The organism is Pseudomonas sp. SM4 (genome assembly GCF_051913165.1).
GTDB lineage: Bacteria > Pseudomonadota > Gammaproteobacteria > Pseudomonadales > Pseudomonadaceae > Aquipseudomonas.
In genome coordinates, this window is the sequence record NZ_JBODOE010000003.1 from 37,767 (window position 1) to 54,864 (window position 17,098).

Here is a 17,098-nt window from a genome sequence, read left to right on the forward strand (position 1 = left end):
GCAGGATCGAGATTGCGTTCGGGTGTGAAACCAGCTGTTTTTTTGTTTTGCTGTGGCTCGATTATCAGCCAGGGGTTGCGCGGCGCGACACTTCAATTTAAACATGGCAGGTGTTAGTTAATTTAACAGTCGAAGGTGCCAGGAATCATGCCCGACCACCGTTTGCCACCGCTCAACGCGGTGCGTGCCTTTGATGCCGCTGCGCGTTTGGGCAGCTACGTCGAAGCCTCGAAAGCCCTGCACGTGACCCAGCCTGCGATTGGCCGCCACGTGAAATTGCTCGAGGACTGGTTGGGCATTCAATTGTTCGAGCGCACTTCGCGCGGGGTCAACCTAACCCCGGCGGGGGACAAGTACCACCGCAAGATCAGCGCCGCTTTGCAGTTGATCATTGAAGCGGGCAAGGAAGCCCGGCCGAAAGATGCTGAGCGCTGGCTGCGGATCATGGTGGTGCCGGGTTTCGCCAAGCGCTGGTTGATGCCTCGGATCGAAGCGCTGCGGCATTTGCGCCCGGGATTGAAACTGGCGATCGAGCCCAATTCGACCTTCACCGAAGTGGACGGCAAGAGCGCCGATCTGGGCATCGTTTACGGCCTCGATGGGCAATACGCGGACTCACGGGAAGCGCTGATTTGCCCACGGGTATTCCCGATCTGCACACCGGCGTATCTGGCCAGCATCGCCCCGATCAGCAGTCCCGCTGACCTGGTCAGAAACGATCTGATCCACGTCGATGACGGCGAGTGGTGGAACCTGTGGTTCGCCGCGCACGACCTCGATATCCATCTCAATTCTGACATGCTCTACGTCAACAACGATCACGCGCTGTCCGTGGCCGAGAGCGGGCAGGGGATCGCGCTGGCCAACGAGGTGCTGGTGCGTCATGAACTGGCCAGCGGCAAACTGGTGCGTGCGGTCGATGCTGAGGTGAAGCTTGAGAGCTATCGAGTGCTGACGCCGTCCGCCGAACTCTCGGCGGATGTGGCGTGGTTTATTCAATGGCTCAAGGCTGAACTGGAAACGGACTTCCCCGAGGCTGTGATCAACTGAGGCGGAAGCGTGCGGTGTTGTCGCTTAGCGCCTTGCTGCCTTGGCTGAGGGTGTCTGCGGCAAGATTCACTGCGCGTGCGCCTTCCAGCAAACGTACGGCGGCCTGATCGACCTGCTGGATATTGCCGCTGACCTCATCGGCGGTACTCGCTTGTTCTTCAACGGCTGTGGCGATCTGCGCCAGGGTATCGGTGACGCTCTGCACGGCGCTGGCGATTTCGCCCAGGCGTTCACCGAGACCGGTGACCGACTCGGCATCGGTTTGCGCCTGGCCGCACGCCGCTTCCATCAAGCTCACCGCTTCGTTGACCGTGGCGCGCAAGCTGTCGACCGTGCCGGCGATCTGCGCGGTGGATGATTGCGTGCGTTGCGACAGGCTGCGCACTTCGTCGGCGACCACGGCGAAACCGCGACCCTGCTCACCGGCACGCGCAGCTTCAATGGCCGCGTTGAGCGCGAGTAGATTGGTTTGCTCGGCAACGCCGCGAATAGTGTCGACCACCAATTGAATCTGCTGGCCTTGCTCGCTGACTCGACCGAGTGCCGCTGCGGTGTCGTTCAAGCGTTGATTGAGCTGCTGAATACTCGCCGTGGTGCGTTGGCTGTCGCGGCTGCTGTCAGCAGCGATGCGCTGGGTGTGCTGAGCGCTGCCTGAGGCCTGCTCACAGCTTTGCGCCACGCCTTGCGAGGTGGCGGCCAATTGCGTGGCGGCTGCGGCGATCTGGCTGATCTGCAACTGTTGCGCTTCGACTTCGCCGAGGGCGCCGCTGGAGTGCTCGTTGAGGCTGCGCACGGCATGGCTTAACTGCGAGGTCTCGTGATCGACGCCGAGCATGCTCGTGCGCAGTTGCACCACGGCAACGTTGAGCGCAGTGCTGATCGCCGCCAACTCATCGCGGCCCACCACCGGCACTTGCAGGCTCAGGTTGCCGTCGCGCAGAGCTTCGGCGAGCAGGGTGATGCCGCTGGCGCTGCGGCGAATCGAAGCTTGCAGGCAGATGAACAGATACAGCGCCGCGAGCAGCAGGCAGCCGAAGATCGCCGCGACGATGATGAACTGACGGATCGCCGAGCCGTGATAGGCGTCGAGTCGTTGATCCAGCGACACCAGTGATTGCTGGCGCAGGGCGGCGAGATCGGTCAGCAGGGCATCGAGGTTGCGCTCGAAGTCGTCCGGTTTGAGCGTGATGCTGCCGCCGAACACGCCGTCGTCGAGCACCTTCAGGCCGCTGTCGAGACGTTTCAGGCTGTCGTGGTATTGGCTGGCCCAGCTCTGTTGATCTTTCGGCAAGCGTGCTTCGAGCAGCGTGGCGGTTTTCACCAGTTGTTCGCGGGCATCGCCGATGCGGCTGCGCAAGTCGCGTAATTGCAGACGGCTTTGCAGGGTGAATTGGCCGGAGACGACCGAGGCTTGACCGACGGCGGCGAGGCGGCCGACCCGTTCGATCAGGTCCGGCGCGTGTTGCGTGGAAATCTGCGTGAGCAGATAGGTTTCCAGCCAGGGTGCGAGGGTCAGGCGATTGTCCATGACGATCTGTTCGCGCAACGCCTGCAGAGCGCTGAGGGCGTTGGTGAAACGGTCGTAACCGTCTGGCCACCAGCCGACGCTGCTGAGGCTTTTCGAATCCAGACCATTCAGAGCGGTTTGCAGCGCCTGATAGCGGCTGAGGGTTTCGTCTTCGGCACCTTCGTTTTTCAGGGCGTTACCCAAGTCCGTGGTGGCTTGCACAACTGCCGGTTGCACCGTGTCGAATGCGCCCATGGCGGCGAGGGTAGCGGGCGTCGGCTGGCGATTGGTTTCCGTGGCGCGCCAACGGGCGGCGCGATCACGTTGGGCGGCGAGCAGGTTGTCCAGCGCATCCAGCGCCAGCAACTGGCGCACGCCGGCACGTTCGCCGGAAATCAGATTGAGCTTGTCGCGATAGTCCTGGCCGATCATCAGCAGACTGCCGGCCAACGGCAGAATGAACAGCAGAAACAACAACTGGAATTTACCTGCGAAGCCAAACCGCCCCAGCAATTTGATCCCCGGTGAAAGGAAAGCCTGCATGCCCCATGACTCCTCTGGACACCACGCACCAATGGCGTGCATCGCGGTCGTGCGACCTGGATGTTGTGCCCTGCTAAAAGGCCTCGAAAGTTCACTCTCGCCCGCTCTGTAGGCCGGCTCTGTAGCGAAACTTCCCATTGTCGGTGCCCTTTGTAAGGGCGCCGCGTTCAAGAGATGAAACAAGGCAAGATTCAGACCATGGCGTTGCGCTATCACTCATCCCATGTAGGAGCTGCCGAAGGCTGCGATCTGTTGATCTTTGTTTTCAAGATCAAGATCAAAAGATCGCAGCCTTCGGCAGCTCCTACATAATTCATGTCAGTCAGTCAGTCAGTCAGTCAGTCAGTCAGTTGGTCAGTTGGTCAGTCAGTTGGTCAGTCAGTTGGTCAGTTGGTCAGGTTTAGTTGGTTAGTTAGCTGGCTAAGGGGATGGCGCTCGCGCACTGAAAAATGGCACATTGACGCACCTGCCTGTGCGCACCCATCTGTTGTCCGGAAATTCTCATGGCTATCAGCAACGCTCAGACCGCCGCTGCCTCGGCGCCCGCTGCTCCGCAAAGCAGTCCATTGGTGATGCGCATCATCGGCGCGGTGGCGCTGGCGCATTTGATCAACGACTTGATCCAGTCGGTACTGCCGTCGATCTACCCGATGCTCAAGGCCAAATACGATCTGAGTTTTACTCAGGTCGGCCTGATCACCTTGACCTTCCAGTTGACGGCCTCGCTGTTGCAGCCGTGGGTTGGCTATCACACTGATCGGCATCCGAAACCATGGCTACTGCCGGCCGGTTCTATCTGCACGTTGATCGGCATCGTGATGATGTCGATGGTCGGCAGTTTTCCGTTGATTCTGCTGGCGGCGGCGCTGATCGGCATCGGCTCCTCGACGTTCCACCCCGAGGCCTCGCGGATTGCGCGGCTGGCTTCCGGTGGACGTTTTGGTCTGGCGCAATCGACCTTCCAGGTCGGCGGGAATGCCGGTTCCGCGTTCGGTCCGCTGCTGGCGGCGGCGATCATCATTCCGTTCGGTCAGGGCAACGTGGCGTGGTTCGGCTTGTTCGCGGTATTTGCGCTGTTCGTGATGTACCGCATCAGTCGCTGGTACGCCCATCACCTGAACCTGTTCAAACTCAAGGCCGGCCAGGCGGCAACTCACGGGCTGTCGAAGGGCAGGGTGACCAGTGCGTTGGTGGTGCTGGGGCTATTGGTGTTTTCGAAGTATTTCTACATGGCCAGCCTGACCAGTTACTTCACGTTCTACCTGATCGAGAAGTTCGACCTGTCGGTGGCGAGTTCGCAACTGCACCTGTTCCTGTTCCTCGGTGCGGTAGCGGCGGGGACCTTCTTCGGCGGGCCGATTGGCGACAAGATCGGGCGTAAGGCGGTGATCTGGTTCTCGATCCTCGGCGTGGCGCCGTTCACGCTGCTGATGCCTCACGTTGATCTGTTCTGGACGACTGTCCTCAGCGTGGTGATCGGCTTCATTCTGGCGTCGGCGTTCTCGGCGATTGTGGTGTATGCGCAGGAACTGGTGCCGGGGAATGTCGGGATGATTGCCGGAATCTTCTTCGGTCTAATGTTTGGTTTTGGCGGGATTGGCGCGGCGTTGCTGGGGCATCTGGCGGATGTGCACGGGATTGAGTACGTGTATTTCCTGTGTTCGTTCCTGCCGTTGTTTGGCGTGTTGGCGATCTTCTTGCCGCGTACCAAAAGGGCCTGATTCACACATGACCATTGTAGGAGTGAGCCTGCTCGCGATAGCGGAGTGTCTGTTACAGTTGATTCGACAGACATACCGCTATCGCGAGCAGGCTCGCTCCTACAGGGGAATGTGTTGAGGCATAAATGTCAGGCACAAAAAAGCCGCGTATCAAACGCGGCTTTTTCTTGGGCGTAATGCTTACACGTTGAATCGGAAGTGCATCACGTCGCCGTCCTTGACGATGTAATCCTTGCCTTCCAGACGCCATTTACCGGCTTCTTTGGTACCGGCTTCGCCCTTGTACTGGATGAAGTCGTTGTAGGCGATGACTTCGGCGCGGATGAAGCCTTTCTCGAAGTCGGTGTGGATCACGCCGGCAGCCTGAGGTGCGGTGGCGCCGACTTTGACGGTCCAGGCGCGGACTTCTTCGACACCGGCGGTGAAGTAGGTCTGCAGGTGCAGCATTTCGTAGCCGGCGCGGATCACGCGGTTCAGGCCAGGCTCTTCCAGGCCCAGGGCCTCAAGGAACATGTCCTTCTCTTCGCCGTCATCGAGCTCGGCGATTTCCGCTTCGATCTTGTTGCAGACCGGAACAACCATTGCGCCTTCTTCTTCGGCAATGGCGCGAACCACGTCCAGGTGCGGGTTGTTCTCGAAACCGTCTTCAGCGACGTTGGCGATGTACATGACCGGTTTGGTGGTCAGCAGGTGGAAGCCCTTGATCACGGCTTTTTCGTCCGCGCTCATGTTCTTCATCAGGCTGCGTGCCGGCTTGGCTTCGGTGAAGTGCGCGATCAGTTGCTCAAGCAGAGCCTTCTGAACCACGGCGTCCTTGTCACCGCCCTTGGCGTTACGCGCGACTTTCTGCAGTTGCTTCTCGCAGCTGTCGAGGTCGGCGAAGATCAGTTCCAGGTCGATGATTTCGATGTCGCGCTTCGGGTCGACGCTGTTGGAAACGTGGATCACGTTCTCGTCTTCGAAGCAGCGCACGACGTGAGCGATCGCGTCGGTTTCACGGATGTTGGCGAGGAACTTGTTGCCCAGGCCTTCACCTTTCGAGGCGCCGGCAACGAGACCCGCGATGTCGACGAATTCCATGGTGGTCGGCAGGATGCGCTTCGGATTGACGATGGCCGCCAGTGCTTCCAGACGCGGATCCGGCATCGGCACGATGCCGCTGTTCGGCTCGATGGTGCAGAAGGGGAAGTTCTCGGCCGCAATACCGGATTTGGTCAGGGCGTTGAACAGGGTGGACTTGCCGACGTTAGGCAGGCCGACGATGCCGCAATTGAATCCCATGGTGTTTCCCCTCGGAGTAGAGTCAGGCCTTCTGGCTGTGCAGGTTTTTCATCGCGCGGTTCCATTCACCGGCGAGGATATCCGGCAGCACGCCGAGGGCAAAGTCGATGCTGGCATCGAGTTTTTCCTGTTCGGCGCGTGGCGCACGACCCAGGACGAAATTTGAAACCATACTGGCGACGCCCGGGTGGCCAATGCCAAGCCGCAGGCGGTAGAACGTATTCTGATTGCCCAGTTGCGCAATGATGTCGCGCAACCCGTTGTGACCGCCATGGCCGCCGCCCTGCTTGAGCTTGGCAACGCCCGGAGGCAAGTCGAGTTCGTCGTGCGCCACGAGGATTTCTTCAGGCTTGATGCGGAAGAAACCGGCGAGTGCCGCCACGGCCTGGCCGCTGCGGTTCATGTAGGTGGTGGGAATCAGCAGACGAACATCCTGACCCTGGTGCGAATAGCGCCCGGTCAGGCCGAAATATTTGCGATCGGCCACAAGATTCACATTCTGTGCGTGGGCGATGCGCTCAACAAAAAGGGCCCCTGCGTTATGCCGGGTCTGGTCGTATTCGGCGCCTGGATTTCCCAGGCCAACGATCAGTTTGATGGCAGTCACGATAGGGGCCCTTCCTTTGAGTGGTGGATAACATCGCCGCGATCAGGGATAGCGGCGAAAGTGGACGAAAAATGCTCATTTACCATGAATGTAAACTCCGCGATCTCGCCCGCTTTCTCGCTACGTTCCAGTCCGCGATGTTACTTGCTCACTCAGGCTGAACAGAGTGAATTACTCTGCTGCGCCTTCTTCAGCTTCTGGAGCAACGCGTGGAGCGTGTACGTTTGCAACAGCTTTGTCGTCACCGTGAGCCAGTGCAACGAACTCAACGCCTTTAGGGGCTTTGAGGTCGGACAGGTGAACGATTGCGCCGATTTCCAGAGCCGACAGGTCGACTTCGATGAACTCAGGCAGATCTTTCGGCAGGCAAGTTACTTCGATTTCGTTCAGGACGTGCGAGATCTCGCCGCCTTTCTTGGTCGGAGCTTCTTCACCAACAAAGTGCACAGGCACGATAGCGGTCAGTTTCTGGCCGGCTACGACACGTACGAAGTCAGCGTGCAGAACGTGACCCTTGGACGGGTGACGTTGCAGAGCTTTGATGATGACGTTCTGCTTTTTGCCGCCAACGTTCAGTTCGATAACGTGGCTGTAGGCAGCGTCGTTTTCGAGCAGTTTGGCAACTTCTTTGGCCAGCATGCTGATGGATTCAGGGGCTTTTTCGCCACCGTAAACAACAGCTGGAACCAGAGCGGCGAGACGACGCAGGCGGCGGCTCGCACCTTTCCCCAGGTCGGAACGCAGTTCAGCATTCAGAGTAAAATCGTTCATTGTGTATCTCCAAAATAGCCATGACCGGGTTGACGTTTGCGACCAGCGCCAAACACGGTATGGGCAAAAAAGCCCCGCCCCGACAGGAATGCCGGGGCGGGGCGCTTTTCGTCAACGAGACATTTCGAGAAGGGCAGGGCCCTTAACGGAACATCGCGCTGATCGATTCTTCATTGCTGATGCGGCGAACCGCTTCGGCAACAACCGGTGCGATATCCAGTTGACGGATACGTGCACAGGCTTGTGCTGCAGCGGACAGCGGGATGGTGTTAGTCACCACCAGCTCGTCCAGCACGGAATTTTCGATATTCTCGATGGCCCGACCCGACAGCACAGGGTGTGTGCAGTAGGCAAAGACCTTGGCTGCGCCATGCTCTTTCAGGGCCTTGGCCGCGTGGCACAGAGTGCCGGCGGTATCGACCATGTCATCGACCAGAATACAGGTACGCCCTTCGACATCACCGATGATATGCATCACTTCAGAGTGATTGGCTTTCTCACGGCGTTTGTCGATGATCCCGAGATCCACGCCCAGGGATTTGGCAACAGCCCGTGCACGCACGACGCCACCAATGTCCGGGGACACAATCATCAGGTTTTCGAAGCGCTGATCTTCAATGTCATCCACCAATACTGGGGAGCCGTAGATGTTATCTACCGGAATATCGAAGAAACCCTGAATCTGGTCAGCATGCAGATCAACCGTGAGAACACGGTCGATGCCGACTACGGTAAGCATGTCAGCGACGACTTTCGCGCTGATAGCCACACGTGCGGAACGCGGACGGCGATCCTGACGGGCATAACCAAAATAAGGAATAACAGCAGTGATACGAGTAGCCGAGGAGCGGCGGAAGGCATCAGCCATCACTACCAGTTCCATCAGGTTATCGTTGGTCGGAGCGCAAGTCGGCTGAATAATGAAAACGTCTTTACCGCGAACGTTTTCATTGATCTCGGCAGTAATTTCGCCGTCGGAGAACTTACCGACAGAGATGTCACCGAGAGGGATATGCAGCTGACGTACAACACGCCGAGCCAGATCGGGGTTAGCGTTCCCCGTAAAGACCATCATCTTGGACACGCGCAGTACCTAGAGGCTGAGGGTAACCTGGATGAGTATAGAAAATGGCAGGGGCGGCTGGATTCGAACCAACGCATGGCAGGATCAAAACCTGCTGCCTTACCGCTTGGCGACGCCCCTGTATCTGTTGCATCAAGTGCCGTGCACTTGGTTCCTTTAGAGCAGATTTTGCAGCTTGCGGTGCAACATCGAAACGTTGCTGCCTTTCGCTACAAACCCTGTAAGGGTCTCTGTCAGAAGGGCCGAGACTTTATCAGCTTCAGCTTTGCTTGGGAAGCCCCCAAACACACAACTTCCAGTTCCGGTGAGTTTTGCTTCGGTAAATTTACCTAGCAAATCCAATGCGTTACGTACTTCTGGATAACGCCTTGCAACCACCGGCAAGCAGTCATTTCGACTGTTTCCCTCGGGAACGGGGCGCACTTTAATGGGCGGCGTGTTACGTGTCAACAAAGGATCGGAAAAAATTTCTGCCGTACTTACAGAGACTTGCGGTACGAGCACCAGATACCACGGTTCTTCGGGATCGACCGGGGTCAGTTTCTCGCCCACGCCCTCGGCGAAAGCTGCGTGACCACGGACGAAAACCGGGACGTCGGCACCCAGCGTCAGGCCCAGAGTAGCCAGGCGATCTTCATCCCAACCCAACTGCCACAAATGATTGAGACCGAGCAAAGTGGTCGCCGCATTTGAACTGCCGCCACCAATGCCACCGCCCATGGGCAGCACTTTGTCGATCCAGATGTCGATACCGAGCGTAGAGCCAGACTGTTGCTGAAGCATTTTCGCCGCGCGCACGATCAGGTTACTGTCATGCGGCACGCCGGCAAACTCGGTGTGCAGCTGAATCACGCCGTCATCGCGCACGGCAAAAGTGATTTCGTCGCCGTAGTCGACAAACTGAAACAGCGTCTGCAACTCGTGATAACCGTCTTCACGGCGACCGAGAATGTGCAGCATCAGATTGAGTTTGGCCGGCGAGGGCAGGGTCAGGCGTGCAGCGGTCATGCGTTATTGCCCCAACTTGCGCGGTTGCCAGGTCTTGATCACCAGCGTGACGTCGAGGTCGGTGCCGTGCAGCTTGATGCGCTCGGGCAACCAGTAACCGTTTTGTTCGGTGTACGCGGTGTATTCGACTTTCCAACCATCCTGTTCCAGGTTGGCCAGACGGCTGTCTGCGTCCAGGTTCAGGCGACTTTTGCTGTCCGGAGCCGGCAGGCCACGGACCCACCAGGCCAGATTCGACACCGGCAGTTTCCAGCCCAACTGCTCTTCCAGCAGGGCTTCCGGGGATTGCGATTCGTAGCGGCCCTGATTGGCGACTTCCAGCGACACCTTGCCCGGACGCCCGGTCAGGCGTGCAGCGCCACGACCCAGCGGGCCGGACAGACGAATATCGTAGTAATCCTGACGTTGCAGCCAGAACAGCGTGCCGCTACCGGAATCTTTCGTTGCGCGGATGCCGATCTTGCCGTCGATCTGCCAGCCGTCGAGGCCGGTCAGTTGCTGTTTGTTCGCGGCCCATTGAGCCGGACTGCCGTGGCCCTCGACCGATTCACGGGTGCCGAAACCCGAGCAGCCGGCGAGCAGGGCGATGAAGCTGAAAACAATAACGTGGCGCAAAAACATGAGTTAAAGAGTCTCGGATCCGGTCAGGCGCTTGATGGTGCTGCGCAGAATGGTGCTGTCGGGCTGATCCTTGAGGAATTTGCCCCAGATTTGTTTGGCTTCACGCTGATTGCCCTTGGTCCACAGCACTTCGCCCAGGTGAGCGGCGACTTCGTGGTCAGGGAAACGCTCCAGCGCCTGACGCAGGTATTTCTCGGCGTCATCCAGATTGCCCATGCGGTAATTCACCCAGCCGAGGCTGTCGAGTACGGCCGGGTCTTCCGGATTGATCTGGTGCGCCTGCTCGATCAGCGCCTTGGCTTCAGCGTAGCGGGTGGTGCGGTCGGACAAGGTGTAACCCAAAGCGTTCAGCGCCATGGCGTTGTCCGGATCACGCTTGATGATCAGGCGCAGGTCTTTTTCCATCTGCGCCAAGTCGTTGCGTTTTTCCGCGAGCATCGCCCGGGTGTACAGCAGATTCAGATCGTCCGGGTATTGCAGCAAGGCTTGCTGCAAGACTTTCCAGGCCTTGTCGTCCTGTTTGTTGGCCGACAGGGTTTCCGATTCGATCAGGTACAGCTGAATCGCGTAGTCCGGTTGCTCGTCACGCTCGGCGGCGAGTTTGCTTTGTGCTTCAGCGGTCTTGCCGTTGTTCATCAGGATATCGGCCTGACGCAATTGCGCCGGCAGATAGTCGTTGCCGGGGCCGACCTGGGCGTACTCGATGAGTGCGCCTTGCGGATCGTTACGCTCTTCGGCGATGCGACCAAGGTTCAGGTGCGCCGAATCGACGTGGCTTTCACGGGCGATCAGGTCTTCCAGATAACCCTTGGCCTCGTCCCAGGCTTTGGCTTCCAGACACACCAATGCCAGCGAATAGCGCAGTTCGTCGTCTTCCGGGTATTGCTGAACGAGGCTGGAAAACTCTGCCTTGGCATCGTCCATCCGGTCTTGCTCAACCAGCATGCGCGCGTAAGTCAGGCGCAGGCGCTTGTCGTCCGGGTATTTCTTGATGCTTTTTTGCAGAAGTGGCAGGGCTTCGTCGCCGCGGTTCATGATCTGCAGAAGACGGGCGCGCAGCAGAATCGGGGCGATTTCGCCTTCTTCCGGCGGATGGTCTTCGAGCAGGGTCAGGGCCGCTTTATTGTCGCCGTCCTGCTGCAGGAGCAGCGCCTTACCGAAAATCAGTTGGCTGTTGTTCGGGTGACGCTGCAGCAGACGGTCGAAACTTTTCATCAGACCGTTGCGGGTTTCCTGGTCGGTGTCGGCCGCTGACAGGGCGAGGAAGTCGAAGTGGGTATCGCCCTTGCCCTGCAGGACTTTCTCCATATAGACCATCGAGTCGTCGTAACGCCCGGCGCGCGCCAGTTGCACGGCAGCAGCGCGTTGCGCTTCGAGGTCGTCCGGCGCGTTTTTCGCCCAGATCAGTGCGGTATCGAGGGCCGGTTGATCGGCGCCCAGATATTCGGCGATACGGAATGCACGCTCGGAGACGCCCGGATCCTGCGTATTGATCGCCTGAGTCACGTAGTTGTCCAGGGCAATGTCGAAACGATTGCGCTGGCCGGCGAGTTCGGCACTCAACAGGCTGAAAACGGTTTCCTCGCTGAACGAGCTGTAAACCTTGGGCTTTTCAGGCACGGGCGTGGTGTCTTCGACCGGCGGTGTACCGTCCGGCGACACGGGTGCCAAGGCCTGGCAGCCGCTGAGGAAGACAAAAGCAAGGAGCAACGCGGAAGATCTATTCATATAGGAAGAGGACGACTAACCTGCGGTCGGATCATCATGACACAAGCCTTCGGCCAAACATAACCGCTCAGGCAATTTACGCTGATCCCATGTAGGAGCTGCCGCAGGCTGCGATCTTTTGACGTTGATTGAGACGCGGAGCGTCCCGGGCTGCATTCCCACGCCGAGCGGGGGAACGATCAATCAAAAGATCGCAGCCTGCGGCAGCTCCTACACGGTGGTGTGTACATGAACGAGAATGGATCGCAGCATAAGGTGGATACAATAAGGGCGATAGATATCCAATAGTTGTTCTGAATCTGGCGAAGTAGGACAATTGCCGGCTTCACGTCACCACCAGCGACTTTGAATGGCCTTCCTTGCACTCGGTATCAACCACAAGACTGCTTCAGTAGACGTCCGCGAGCGCGTGGCCTTTACGCCTGAGCAGCTGGTGGAAGCCTTGCAGCAGCTCTGCCGACTGACCGACAGCCGCGAAGCTGCGATCCTTTCGACCTGCAATCGCAGTGAGCTTTATATAGAACAGGATCAGCCGTCGGCGGATATCGTGCTGCGCTGGCTGGCCGATTACCACCATTTAAGCCTCGATGAGCTGCGCGCGAGTGCTTATGTGCATGAAGATGATGCGGCAGTTCGTCACATGATGCGCGTCGCCTCCGGGCTCGACTCGCTGGTGTTGGGCGAGCCGCAGATTCTCGGCCAGATGAAGTCGGCCTACGCCGTGGCCCGCGAGGCCGGCACCATCGGTCCGCTGCTGGGGCGACTGTTTCAGGCGACGTTCAATGCCGCCAAACAAGTGCGCACCGACACGGCGATCGGTGAAAACCCGGTGTCCGTGGCATTTGCGGCGGTCAGCCTGGCCAAACAGATTTTCAGTGATTTGCAACGCAGCCAGGCCCTGCTGATCGGCGCTGGCGAGACCATCACGCTGGTCGCCCGCCATTTGCATGAGCTGGGTGTGAAGCGCATCGTCGTCGCCAACCGCACGCTCGAACGTGCCAGTTTGCTCGCCGAACAATTCGGCGCTCACGCGGTGTTGCTGTCGGACATCCCGGCAGAACTGGTGCGCAGCGATATCGTGATCAGTTCGACTGCCAGTCAGTTGCCGATTCTCGGTAAGGGCGCGGTAGAAAGTGCACTGAAGCTGCGCAAGCACAAGCCGATCTTCATGGTCGACATCGCCGTTCCCCGTGATATCGAGCCAGAAGTCGGCGAGTTGGACGACGTTTACCTCTACAGCGTCGACGATCTGCACGAAGTGGTCGCCGAAAATCTCAAGAGCCGTCAGGGCGCAGCGCAAGCCGCTGAAGAGATGGTTTCGGTCGGTGCCGATGATTTCATGGTGCGCCTGCGCGAGCTGGCGGCGGTCGACGTGCTCAAGGCCTATCGTCAACAGAGCGAACGCCTGCGCGACGAAGAGCTGCAAAAAGCCCTGCGCCTGCTGGCCAACGGCGGCAACGCCGAAGACGTGCTCGGGCAACTGGCCCGTGGCCTGACCAATAAACTGTTGCATGCGCCCAGCGTGCAACTGAAAAAGCTTTCTGCCGAAGGCCGCCTCGATGCGCTGGCCATGGCCCAGGAACTCTTTGCCCTTGAGGGCTCACCGGATAGCTTTTCGGATAAAAAACCGCAATGAAAGCGTCACTGCACAATAAGCTGGACATCCTCCAGGACCGTTTCGAGGAACTGACCGCGCTGCTCGGCGACGGTGAAGTCATTGCCGATCAGAGCAAATTCCGCGCCTATTCCAAGGAATACGCCGAAATCGAGCCGGTCGTACAAGGCTATAAAAAGCTACTCAGCGTACAAAGCGATCTGGAAAGCGCGCAGGCGCTGCTCAAGGACAATGACCCGGACATGCGTGAAATGGCCGTGGAAGAAGTCCGCGAAGCCAAAGAATCGCTGATCACCCTGGAAGCCGACCTGCAGCGTATGTTGCTGCCGAAGGATCCCAACGATGGCCGCAACGTCTTCCTCGAAATTCGCGCCGGCACCGGTGGCGACGAGGCGGCGATCTTCTCCGGCGACCTGTTCCGCATGTACTCGCGTTACGCCGAGCGTCGCGGCTGGCGCGTGGAGATCCTCTCGGAAAACGAAGGCGAACACGGTGGCTATAAAGAAGTCATCGCGCGCATCGAAGGCGACAACGTTTACGGCAAGCTGAAATTCGAATCCGGCGCGCACCGCGTACAGCGTGTCCCCGCCACCGAATCCCAGGGCCGTATCCACACCTCGGCCTGCACCGTAGCGGTATTGCCCGAGCCCGACGAGCGCGAGGCCATCGAGATCAACCCGGCGGATTTGCGCGTCGACACGTTCCGTTCCTCCGGTGCCGGTGGTCAGCACGTCAACACCACCGACTCGGCGATCCGCATCACGCACATCCCGACCGGCACCGTTGTCGAGTGTCAGGAAGAGCGTTCCCAGCACAAGAACCGCGCCCGGGCGATGGCCTGGCTGTCGGCGAAACTCAATGATCAGCAAACCGCAGCGGCGGCGAATGCCATCGCCAGCGAGCGTAAGTTGCTGGTCGGTTCCGGCGACCGTTCCGAGCGCATCCGCACCTACAACTTTGCTCAGGGCCGGGTCACCGATCATCGCGTCAACCTGACCCTGTATTCCCTCGATGAAATTCTCGCCGGTGGCGTTGAAGCGGTGATCGAGCCGTTACTGGCCGAATACCAGGCTGACCAACTCGCCGCGATAGGTGAATAAATGACCATCATTGCCAGCCTGTTGCGCGCCGCCGAACTGCCGGACTCGCCCACTGCGCGTCTGGACGCCGAATTGCTCCTGGCCGCCGCACTGGGCAAGTCGCGCAGCTTTCTGCACACCTGGCCCGAGCGCATCGTGCCGAGTGACGCGGCGCTGACCTTTGCCGAATACCTGCAACGTCGCCGTGGCGGTGAGCCGGTGGCCTACATTCTCGGTCAGCAGGGTTTCTGGAAACTCGATCTGGAAGTCGCGCCGCACACGCTGATCCCGCGCCCGGACACTGAATTGCTGGTGGAAGCGGCGCTGGAATTGCTCCCCGCGACCCCGGCCACAGTGCTCGATCTCGGTACCGGCAGTGGCGCAATCGCCTTGGCCTTGGCCAGCGAGCGTCCGGCGTGGAAAGTCACGGCGGTGGATCGCGTACTCGAAGCCGTGGCCCTCGCCGAACGCAATCGCCAGCGCCTGCATTTGAACAACGCCACGGTACTCAGCAGCCATTGGTTCAGCGCGTTGGAAGGTCAGCGGTTTCAGTTGATCATCAGCAACCCGCCGTACATTGCCGCCGCCGATCCGCATCTGGTCGAAGGCGATGTGCGCTTCGAACCGGCCAGCGCCTTGGTCGCCGGTGAAGACGGCCTCGATGATCTGCGCTTGATCGTCGCTCAGGCCCCGGAGTATCTGCAGGCCGATGGCTGGCTGATGCTCGAACATGGCTATGATCAAGCCGAAGCCGTGCGTGATCTGTTGCTGACGCGCGGCTTTGAAGAAGTCCACAGCCGCACCGATCTGGGCGGCCATCAACGCATCAGTCTGGGACGCCTGCCGTGCTGAATGATCAGGAATTGCTGCGCTACAGCCGGCAGATTCTGCTGCAACACATCGACATCGATGGCCAGTTGAAGCTCAAGGACAGTCGCGTGCTGATCGTCGGCCTCGGTGGTCTCGGCGCGCCGGTAGCCTTGTACCTGGCGGCGGCCGGTGTCGGTGAATTGCATCTGGCGGATTTCGACACGGTCGATCTGACCAACCTGCAACGGCAGATCATTCACGACACCGACAGCGTCGGCATGAGCAAGGTCGACTCGGCGCTCAAGCGTCTGGGCGCGATCAATCCCGAGATTCAACTGATCGCCCATCGTCAGGCACTGGACGAGGATTCCCTCGCCGCCGCCGTGGCAGCGGTGGATCTGGTGCTCGACTGCTCGGATAATTTTTCCACCCGTGAGGCCGTCAACGCTGCGTGTGTAGCTGCGCGCAAACCGCTGGTTAGCGGTGCGGCGATTCGCCTGGAAGGGCAACTGTCGGTGTTCGACCCGCGTCGCGATGAAAGCCCGTGTTATCACTGCTTGTACGGCCACGGCAGCGAAGCCGAATTGACCTGCAGCGAAGCAGGTGTGGTCGGGCCTCTGGTGGGTCTGGTCGGCAGCCTTCAGGCGTTGGAAGCGTTGAAGGTGCTGGTCGGTTTCGGCGAACCGCTGGTAGGCCGTCTGTTGCTGATCGATGCACTGGGCTCGCGTTTCCGTGAGCTGCGCGTCAAGCGTGATCCGGGTTGCAGCGTCTGTGGCTCGCGCCATGCGTGAAGCGCCGATCGGCGTGTTCGATTCCGGGGTCGGCGGCTTGTCGGTACTGGCAGAAATCCAGCGCTTGCTGCCCAATGAGTCGCTGCTCTATGTCGCCGATTGCGGGCACATTCCCTACGGTGAGAAAACCCCGGAATTCATTCGCCAGCGCTGCAGCGTGATGGCCGGGTTTTTCCGCGAGCAGGGCGCCAAGGCGTTGGTGTTGGCCTGCAATACCGCGACCGTTGCCGGTGTCGCCGATCTGCGGCGTGATTTTCCCGATTGGCCGCTGGTCGGCATGGAGCCTGCGGTCAAACCGGCGGCTGCCGCGACCCGCAGCGGTGTGGTCGGGGTACTCGCCACCACTGGCACGTTACAGAGCGCCAAGTTTGCCGCGTTGCTCGATCGCTTCGCCACCGATGTGCGCGTGATCACCCAACCTTGCCCCGGGCTGGTCGAGCTGATTGAAAGCGGTGATCTGCACAGCGCTGCGTTGCGCACGCTGCTGCAACGTTATGTCGATCCGCTGTTGGCCAGCGGTTGCGACACGATCATTCTCGGCTGCACCCACTATCCCTTTCTCAAGCCGATGCTCAAGTCGATGATCCCTGCGGACATCAGTTTGATCGACACCGGCGCCGCCGTGGCGCGGCAACTGCAGCGCTTGCTGGCTGAACGCGAGCTACTCGCTGAGGGGCCAAGTCAAGCAGCGAAGTTCTGGACCAGCGCCGATCCGGGTCATTTCAGAAAAGTCCTGCATGTGCTGTGGCATTCGTCTGGCAGCGTGCAACCGTTCGATTTGTAAAAATAATGTGAAACAAACATGGAAATAGGCTGAACTTCTGTTGAAGCGCAGATTTCTATAGCGTTGAATTACCTTAAAAACCAAACGATCGTTCCGGA

The 17,098-nt window shown here is 59.3% G+C and carries 15 protein-coding genes and 1 tRNA gene; 7 read left to right on the forward strand and 9 right to left on the reverse strand.

Annotated features, from left to right (window positions below; translation table 11 throughout):
• The first annotated feature begins 147 nt into the window (after window positions 1–147).
• Window positions 148–1,050 (forward strand): LysR substrate-binding domain-containing protein, encoded by a 903-nt coding sequence (locus tag ACQ4MY_RS05810; protein ID WP_440094321.1) that lies wholly within the window; start codon window positions 148–150, stop codon window positions 1,048–1,050.
• On the opposite strand, the gene ACQ4MY_RS05815 is transcribed toward ACQ4MY_RS05810, so the two are convergent.
• Window positions 1,043–3,100, reverse strand: a complete 2,058-nt coding sequence (locus ACQ4MY_RS05815; RefSeq protein ID WP_440094322.1) for a methyl-accepting chemotaxis protein — start codon at window positions 3,098–3,100, stop codon at window positions 1,043–1,045. The genes ACQ4MY_RS05810 and ACQ4MY_RS05815 overlap by 8 nt on opposite strands.
• A gap of 503 nt (window positions 3,101–3,603) precedes the next feature.
• Here ACQ4MY_RS05815 and ACQ4MY_RS05820 point away from each other — a divergent pair.
• On the forward strand, window positions 3,604–4,821 hold the full coding sequence (locus ACQ4MY_RS05820; protein WP_440094324.1) for an MFS transporter: 1,218 nt from the start codon (window positions 3,604–3,606) through the stop codon (window positions 4,819–4,821).
• 180 nt (window positions 4,822–5,001) lie between these two features.
• Here ACQ4MY_RS05820 and ychF read toward each other — a convergent pair whose 3' ends face one another.
• The 8 genes from ychF to ACQ4MY_RS05860 form a co-directional block, all read right to left on the reverse strand.
• The gene (gene ychF, locus ACQ4MY_RS05825; protein ID WP_007912904.1) at window positions 5,002–6,102 is read right to left on the reverse strand and encodes a redox-regulated ATPase YchF; all 1,101 of its coding nucleotides are present in this window, start codon (window positions 6,100–6,102) and stop codon (window positions 5,002–5,004) included.
• Window positions 6,103–6,124: 22 nt separating this feature from the next.
• A complete protein-coding gene (pth, locus tag ACQ4MY_RS05830; RefSeq protein WP_008079560.1) occupies window positions 6,125–6,709 on the reverse strand; it encodes an aminoacyl-tRNA hydrolase in 585 nt (194 codons plus the stop codon).
• Between the two features lie 171 nt (window positions 6,710–6,880).
• Window positions 6,881–7,480, reverse strand: a complete 600-nt coding sequence (locus ACQ4MY_RS05835) for a 50S ribosomal protein L25/general stress protein Ctc (protein ID WP_008079559.1) — start codon at window positions 7,478–7,480, stop codon at window positions 6,881–6,883.
• Between the two features lie 142 nt (window positions 7,481–7,622).
• Window positions 7,623–8,564 carry a ribose-phosphate pyrophosphokinase gene (locus ACQ4MY_RS05840; protein ID WP_003171603.1) on the reverse strand — a complete coding sequence of 314 codons (942 nt, stop codon included), beginning with the start codon at window positions 8,562–8,564 and terminating at the stop codon, window positions 7,623–7,625.
• 45 nt (window positions 8,565–8,609) lie between these two features.
• A tRNA-Gln gene (locus tag ACQ4MY_RS05845) sits at window positions 8,610–8,684 on the reverse strand.
• Window positions 8,685–8,720: 36 nt separating this feature from the next.
• Entirely contained in the window at window positions 8,721–9,572 is an 852-nt protein-coding gene (ispE, locus tag ACQ4MY_RS05850) for a 4-(cytidine 5'-diphospho)-2-C-methyl-D-erythritol kinase (protein WP_440094327.1), read from the reverse strand.
• Window positions 9,573–9,575: 3 nt separating this feature from the next.
• A complete protein-coding gene (lolB, locus tag ACQ4MY_RS05855; protein ID WP_440094329.1) occupies window positions 9,576–10,193 on the reverse strand; it encodes a lipoprotein insertase outer membrane protein LolB in 618 nt (205 codons plus the stop codon).
• 3 nt (window positions 10,194–10,196) lie between these two features.
• Window positions 10,197–11,921, reverse strand: coding sequence for a tetratricopeptide repeat protein (locus ACQ4MY_RS05860; protein WP_008079556.1), 1,725 nt, complete (start codon window positions 11,919–11,921; stop codon window positions 10,197–10,199).
• A gap of 349 nt (window positions 11,922–12,270) precedes the next feature.
• On the opposite strand from ACQ4MY_RS05860, the gene hemA reads away from it, so the two are divergent.
• Genes hemA through murI form a run of 5 tightly spaced genes read left to right on the forward strand, consistent with a single transcriptional unit; the run spans window position 12,271 to window position 17,000 of the window.
• Window positions 12,271–13,557, forward strand: coding sequence for a glutamyl-tRNA reductase (gene hemA, locus ACQ4MY_RS05865; RefSeq protein ID WP_440094331.1), 1,287 nt, complete (start codon window positions 12,271–12,273; stop codon window positions 13,555–13,557).
• The gene (gene prfA / locus ACQ4MY_RS05870; protein ID WP_008086180.1) at window positions 13,554–14,636 is read left to right on the forward strand and encodes a peptide chain release factor 1; all 1,083 of its coding nucleotides are present in this window, start codon (window positions 13,554–13,556) and stop codon (window positions 14,634–14,636) included. The genes hemA and prfA overlap by 4 nt, the downstream gene beginning before the upstream one ends.
• On the forward strand, window positions 14,637–15,467 hold the full coding sequence (prmC, locus tag ACQ4MY_RS05875; RefSeq protein WP_008086177.1) for a peptide chain release factor N(5)-glutamine methyltransferase: 831 nt from the start codon (window positions 14,637–14,639) through the stop codon (window positions 15,465–15,467).
• A complete protein-coding gene (locus ACQ4MY_RS05880) occupies window positions 15,461–16,216 on the forward strand; it encodes a molybdopterin-synthase adenylyltransferase MoeB (RefSeq protein WP_008086176.1) in 756 nt (251 codons plus the stop codon). The genes prmC and ACQ4MY_RS05880 overlap by 7 nt, the downstream gene beginning before the upstream one ends.
• Window positions 16,209–17,000: a glutamate racemase gene (murI, locus tag ACQ4MY_RS05885; protein WP_008086174.1), complete on the forward strand. Its 792-nt coding sequence runs from the start codon at window positions 16,209–16,211 to the stop codon at window positions 16,998–17,000. The genes ACQ4MY_RS05880 and murI overlap by 8 nt, the downstream gene beginning before the upstream one ends.
• The last annotated feature ends 98 nt before the right edge of the window (window positions 17,001–17,098 follow it).